At 69.5% G+C, this 6,047-nt stretch carries 6 protein-coding genes; 2 read left to right on the forward strand and 4 right to left on the reverse strand.

Features of this window, described 5'->3' with window-relative positions; genetic code table 11:
- Together R6V09_RS43430 and R6V09_RS43435 are read right to left on the reverse strand one after the other, a co-directional pair.
- On the reverse strand, positions 1 to 1,000 hold a 1,000-nt coding region (locus tag R6V09_RS43430), incomplete at its 3' end, for a serine/threonine-protein kinase (protein ID WP_317886995.1).
- 179 nt (positions 1,001 to 1,179) lie between these two features.
- A complete protein-coding gene (locus tag R6V09_RS43435; RefSeq protein WP_317886996.1) occupies positions 1,180 to 1,914 on the reverse strand; it encodes a VOC family protein in 735 nt (244 codons plus the stop codon).
- A 134-nt stretch (positions 1,915 to 2,048) separates the two neighbouring features.
- Here R6V09_RS43435 and R6V09_RS43440 point away from each other — a divergent pair, with 134 nt between their 5' ends.
- Positions 2,049 to 2,684, forward strand: coding sequence for a TetR family transcriptional regulator (locus R6V09_RS43440; protein ID WP_019075507.1), 636 nt, complete (start codon positions 2,049 to 2,051; stop codon positions 2,682 to 2,684).
- A gap of 45 nt (positions 2,685 to 2,729) precedes the next feature.
- Here the strand turns inward: R6V09_RS43440 and R6V09_RS43445 are convergent, their stop codons facing one another.
- Positions 2,730 to 3,215, reverse strand: coding sequence for a nitroreductase/quinone reductase family protein (locus R6V09_RS43445; protein WP_317886997.1), 486 nt, complete (start codon positions 3,213 to 3,215; stop codon positions 2,730 to 2,732).
- Entirely contained in the window at positions 3,212 to 4,402 is a 1,191-nt protein-coding gene (locus R6V09_RS43450; RefSeq protein ID WP_317886998.1) for an acyl-CoA dehydrogenase family protein, read from the reverse strand. Before R6V09_RS43450 ends, R6V09_RS43445 begins: the two co-directional genes overlap by 4 nt.
- Before the next feature lie 76 nt (positions 4,403 to 4,478).
- On the opposite strand from R6V09_RS43450, the gene R6V09_RS43455 reads away from it, so the two are divergent.
- The gene (locus R6V09_RS43455; protein ID WP_317886999.1) at positions 4,479 to 5,651 is read left to right on the forward strand and encodes a thiolase C-terminal domain-containing protein; all 1,173 of its coding nucleotides are present in this window, start codon (positions 4,479 to 4,481) and stop codon (positions 5,649 to 5,651) included.
- Positions 5,652 to 6,047: the final 396 nt, after the last annotated feature.

Here is a 6,047-nt window from a genome sequence, read left to right on the forward strand (position 1 = left end):
CGCCGACCTGGACCGGCACGACGGGGTCGTGGGAGGGCGGCGGCGGTACGGCGACGCGTCCGCCACCGCTGCGGCCGGCGGTGGGCGTCGGTTTCACGGGCGGGCGTCCGCCGCGGCGGGTCTCGATCAGGGTCACCGCGCGCTCGGGCAGCCAGGCCGAGGCCGTACCGCTGTCGTCGGATCCTGAGCCGAAGAGGTGGGGGGCCAGCTGGGCCTGGAGGTCGGCCGGATTCGGTCGGCCGGTGGCCTCCATCTGCATGCAGGACTCGATGAGGGGGCGCAGTTCGTCCGGGAGGCCGGCGAGGTCGGGGCCCTCGCGCAGCAGCATGAAGACGGTCTCGACCGGGTTGGCGCCGTGGAACGGGGGGTGTCCGGTGGCGGCGAACACGAGCATCGAGCCGAGCGAGAACACATCGCTCGCGCCGGTGACGCTGCGGGAGTCCTTCGCCTGCTCGGGAGACATGTACGCCGGTGTACCCACGGCCACATTCGTCATCGTCAAACGTGTGTTCGACACACCCGAGGCGATACCGAAGTCGATGACCCGGGGCCCGTCCTCGACCACGAGCACATTGGACGGTTTGAGGTCACGGTGAACGAGACCCGCCCCGTGAATGGACTGCAGCGCCTCCGCGACCCCCGCCGCGAGCCAGCGCACCGCCTGGGCCGGCATCGGCCCGCACTCGTTCACTATCTCTTCGAGCGAGGGCGCGGGCACATACGCGGTGGCCAGCCACGGCACGGCGGCACGCGGATCGGCGTCGACCACGGCAGCCGTGTAGAAGCCGGAGACCGCCCGCGCGGCCTCGACCTCGCGCGTGAAACGGACCCGGAACAGCTGGTCCTCGGCGAGTTCCGTCCGCACGGTCTTGATCGCCACGCGCCGGCCGGACGCCGAGCGCGCGAGATAGACCAGCCCCATGCCGCCCGCGCCCAGCCGTCCCAGCACCTCGAACGGCCCGATCCGCCGCGGATCGTGCTGCGTCAGCTGATCCACCACTTGCCTGCCACCTCCCCGTACGGGCCACGCCACCCACATATGTACGCGACCCCGTGCAGCGTCTCACCACCGCACCGCCATGACGGCGCGCACCCTGATTCTTCCTGGCCGGGCCACAGGTTGCGAACCCGGCGACTAATCGGGGTGTCTCGGCATATCTCCGGACAAACGTCCAGGTGTCAACGTTGCTGCAGCGCGAACGACGCCCCTTGATTGTCCGTGACGACGGCCACTTTTCCGTACGACGTCTCGAAGGGCGGGACCTGAACCCGCCCGCCGAGCCGGTTCACGGCCCCCAGAACAGCGGCGATGTCCTCGACCCGGAAGTGAACGAGGAAATGCGGCGGCATCTCCACCGGGAAGACCTCGGAGACGGGCGCCCGCCCGAAGTCGGGAGCGGCCTCCGGCCCGAACAGGGCGTCTGTGAAAAGTCCGCCGTAGAAAGTGTTGGCCGTCTCCGTGTCGCGGGCGTACAGCTCGGCCCAGCCGAAGGTGCCCGCCTTGTGCCGGACGCCGAAACCGGGGTGCCGGGCCGCCTGCCACAGCCCGAAGACGGCACCTTCGGGGTCGGCGGCGAGGACGGCCGTGCCCAGCTCCCCCAAGGCCACCGGCGCCATGACCACCTGCCCGCCCGCCTCCCGGATCCGCCCACTCAGCCGCACCACGTCCGGCGTCGCGAAGTACACCGTCCACACGGTCGGCATCCGCCCGTCCGCCTTGTGGGCGAGCGCCGCGACCGGCTCACCGTCCTTGCGGGCCCATACGGAGCCGCCGTACGCCTCCTCGAAGGTCCACCCGAAGAGCTCACCGTAGAACCGCCTGCCCGCGGCCAGGTCCGGCAGCTGCGCGTCCAGCCAGCAGGGGACGCCCTCTCCGTAGGTCTCTTCCTTCGCGGATGCCCTGTTTTCGGCCATACCGTCAAAGTAACGGCGACACACGCACCCCGCAGACCAGGCACACCACCCTCCGGACCCTCGTGCACCCCATTTGCAGTCGGCCGAATCGCGCTCCGATCACCCCTCGGTAAGCTGACGGCATGACAGGACAAGTGCGTACCGTCGACGGCCGCGTGGCCGGCCGGCGTGGGCAGGCGACCCGGCAGAAGCTGCTCGACTGCCTAAGCGAGATGCTCAGCTCCTCCCCTTACCGGGACGTCAAAGTCATCGATGTCGCCCGGAAGGCGGGTACTTCACCCGCGACCTTCTACCAGTACTTCCCGGACGTCGAAGGCGCCGTCCTGGAAATCGCCGAGCAAATGGCAACGGAGGGCGGGCAGTTGACCGAGCTGCTCGCCGGCCGGTCATGGGTCGGCAAGGCCGGCTGGCAGACCTCGCAGGAACTCGTGGACGGATTCCTGGAGTTCTGGCGCAGGAACGACGCGATCCTGCGGGTCGTCGACCTCGGAGCGGCCGAGGGCGACAAACGCTTCTACAAGATCCGCATGAAGATCCTCAACTCCGTGAACAACTCCCTCTCGGACGCGGTCGCCGAACTGCAGTCGAAGGGCAGGGTCGACAAGGACGTGAACCCGGCGGCGGTCGCCGGTTCACTGGTCGCGATGCTCGCGGCGGTCGCCTCGCACCAGAAGGGTTTCCAGACGTGGGGCGTCAAGCAGGCTGAACTCAAGCCGAACCTGGCGCTGTTGGTCCACCTGGGCGTGACCGGCAAGAAGCCGACGAAGTAGCGGTTCCTGCTTCCAGGTCCCAAGTCCTGTCTCGCGGGCGGCGGTTCACCCAGGTGGACCGTCGCCTGCCCTGCGTGTGATCCGAAACAGCCGGATCTCCCGGTCCACCCGCGCCTGATACGTGGCGTACGGCGGCCAGAAGACCAACGCCGCCCGCCACACCTCGGCCCGCTCCCCGCCCTCCAACAGCCGCGCGGTGACCGGGATTTCCTCACCCTTCCAACTGATCTCGGCGTCGGGATGGACGATGAGATTGCGCGTCCAGGCCGGATGGCCCGCACGCCCGAAGTTGGACCCGACCAGAACCCACCCGTCCTCAACCGGCATACAGGCGAGCGGAGTACTCCGCCGCTGCCCACTCCGCGCACCCCTCGCGGTCAGGACCACCCCCGGCAGCATCTGAGCACTCAACAACACCTTCCCGCGCGTCAGCCGGTGCACAGCCCGGTCGAGAGCGGGAATGACATGCGGGGCGACGCGAGCGAACACGGGCGTCGAGGACACCTTCTGCACCAGCCGCACACCGATCACACCGTCACCTCGCGACTCTCGAAGAGACGCGCACCCTCGGCGGCGTGCGCCCGCAGCCGGTGCACCGGCCCGAAGAGCAGTTCGTCACCGGCGGCACGCTTGAAATAGAGATGGGCCTCGTGCTCCCAGGTGAACCCGATCCCACCGTGCAGTTGAATCCCCTCACCGGCAGCAGCCCGCAACGCCTCCAGCGCCTGCGCAAGCGCGAGCCCACCCACTCGCTCACCGTTCACCGCTCCCCAAGCGGCGTAGTAGGCAGCCGACTTGGCCGCCTGCACCTGCACATACACATCCGCCAACCGGTGCTTCACCGCCTGGAACGACCCGATCGCCCGCCCGAACTGCTCACGCTGCTTGACGTGTTGAACGGTCCGCTCCAACACACGGTCGGCGGCCCCGACGGCCTCGGCGGCGAGCACGGCCCCGACGGTGTCACCGAGCGCGGAAAGCTCCCGCAGAACACCCGGACCGTCATCGGCACCCAGCAACTCCCCTTCCACATCCCGCAGTTCGAGGCGCGCCTGCGGCCGGGTCGCGTCGAGGGCGGTCTGCCGCGTCCGTACGAGCCCGTCCGCGTCCCCCGCCACGAGAAACAGCAAGGTCCGCGACCGCGCGAACCCCCCGGCATGGGCGGCGACAAGAAGCAGCTGGGCACTGTGCCCGTCAAGAACCTGCGCGACCTGCCCGTACAACCGCCACCCGGCCTCCCCGTCTCTTCTCGCCTGCACCCCGCCCGCACGCCCGCCGCCCGCCCACTCACCGTCGTTGTCGCCGGTGAGGGTGAGGGCGGTGGTGAGAGCGGTGCCGGGAACGGCGAGAGCGGCAGTCAGCGAACCGGCGGCGATCCGGGGCAACAGCCGAGCACGCTGAGCGTCGCCGCCGAGGGCGAGGACGAGTGGAGCGACGAGCACGGCGGTCGCGAGGAGCGGCGAGGGAGCAAGGAAACGACCCGTCTCCTCGCAGGCCAGGGCGAGTTCGGTGGACGAGGCGCCGACACCGTCGTACTCCTGCGGAAGCGCGAGCCCAGGCAGCCCCAACTGCTCGGCGAGAGCGGCCCACAGGCCAGGATCATGCCCCACCGGGCTGTCGAGAGCGGCACGGAGCCCGTCCGCTCCACAGCGCTTGGTGAGGAGTTCGCGGAGGGTACGGCGGATCTCGTCCTGCTCGGCGGTGAAGCTGGCGGCCATGGCACTTCCCTCCAGATCTGACGGTCCGTCATATTAGGAGTCCGGGCACGATATGCACAGAGGGAGGAGGCCCCTCATGACACCGGGGAGCCGCAAAGTCGCCGTGGTGGGCGTGGCACTGTCCGACTGCGGACGAGTGGACGACACGACCCCCTACGCCCTGCACGCCCAGGCGGCCCGCCGCGCACTGGCGGACGCAGGCCTGGACCGGGCCGTGGTGGACGGCTTCGCGTCGGCGGGCCTGGGCACGCTGCCACCGGTGGAGGTGGCCGAATACCTGGGCCTGCGCCCGACCTGGGTCGATTCCACCTCCGTCGGCGGCTCGACCTGGGAGGTCATGGCGGCGCACGCGGCGGACGCGATCGCCGCAGGCCACGCGAACGCCGTACTCCTGGTCTACGGCTCCACCGCCCGCGCCGACATCAAGGCGGGCCGCAGAACCGGCAACCTCTCCTTCGGCGCACGGGGCCCGCTCCAGTTCGAGGTCCCCTACGGCCACACACTGATCGCCAAATACGCGATGGCCGCGCGCCGCCACATGCTCGAATTCGGCACGACCATCGAGCAGTTGGCCGAGGTGGCGGTACAGGCCCGGGCCAACGCCGCCCTGAACCCCGAGGCCATGTTCCGCGACCCGATCACCGTGGACGACGTCCTTTCCGGCCCGATGATCGCGGACCCCTTCACCAAACTGCACTGCTGCATACGGTCCGACGGCGGAGCGGCGGTACTCCTGACCGCCGAGGAGTACGTACGCGACTGCCGTACGGCACCGGTCTGGATACTCGGCACCGGAGAACACGTCTCGCACGCCGCGATGTCCGAGTGGCCCGACTTCACGGTGTCCCCCGCGGCGGTCAGCGGCCGACTGGCCTTCGAACGGGCCGGGGTACGCCCCGAGGAGATCGACTTCGCGGAGATCTACGACGCGTTCACCTACATGACGCTGGTGACGCTGGAGGATCTGGGCTTCTGTGCGAAGGGTGAAGGGGGCGCCTTCGTGGAGAAAGGGCGATTGCGAGTGGCGGGCGGCGAACTCCCCGTGAACACGGACGGCGGCGGGCTGTCGGCCCAACACCCTGGCATGCGCGGGCTGTTCCTGCTGGTGGAGGCGGTCCGGCAACTTCGCGGCGAGGCAGGGGGCCGTCAAGTCACGGTTGGGGAGGGTGAGTTGCCGCGTCTGGGGGTTGCTTCCGGGACGGGGGGATGGTTCTGCTCTTCGGGGACTGTGGTGTTGGGGCGGGGGTGACGGTGTTGATGATGAGGTGTCCGACCAGTGGGCGTTGGGCCACTCGCTTCTTTGTCAGTGTCGTGCTTCCACGGCCCGAGTAAAGGGCGCTCCCTGCGGTCGCGTCGCCTGCGGCGATTCCGCTGCGCTCCACCCTTGACTCGGTCCGCTCCAGCCCGTTTCAGAAGCGAGCGAGCGGCCGGGAAGAATGGGGGTCCCAGGTCCGCCGGCCCCTCACGTCGGCTGCGTCCGCAACCGGCGGAGCGGGACGCGACCGCGCCTCGCCAGCACGCCGGGCCGGCTCAGCGGCCAACCGCTGGTGGCGGGGGGGGGAGGGAGGAGGGGGGTCTCCAGAGTGTGGGTGTCAGACTAACCACTCATAACCCCCATGACAGGTTAGAAAAGACCCCACACCCC

Origin of the sequence: Streptomyces sp. W16 (assembly GCF_033194735.1) — a bacterium.
GTDB lineage: Bacteria > Actinomycetota > Actinomycetes > Streptomycetales > Streptomycetaceae > Streptomyces.

Coding starts and splice junctions, on each gene's coding strand:
- R6V09_RS43435 (WP_317886996.1), bottom strand. CDS start 1,914: ATGGCCGAAAACAGGGCATCCGCGAAGGAAGAGACCTACGGAGAGGGC.
- R6V09_RS43450 (WP_317886998.1), bottom strand. CDS start 4,402: ATGGCCGCCAGCTTCACCGCCGAGCAGGACGAGATCCGCCGTACCCTC.
- R6V09_RS43455 (WP_317886999.1), top strand. CDS start 4,479: ATGACACCGGGGAGCCGCAAAGTCGCCGTGGTGGGCGTGGCACTGTCC.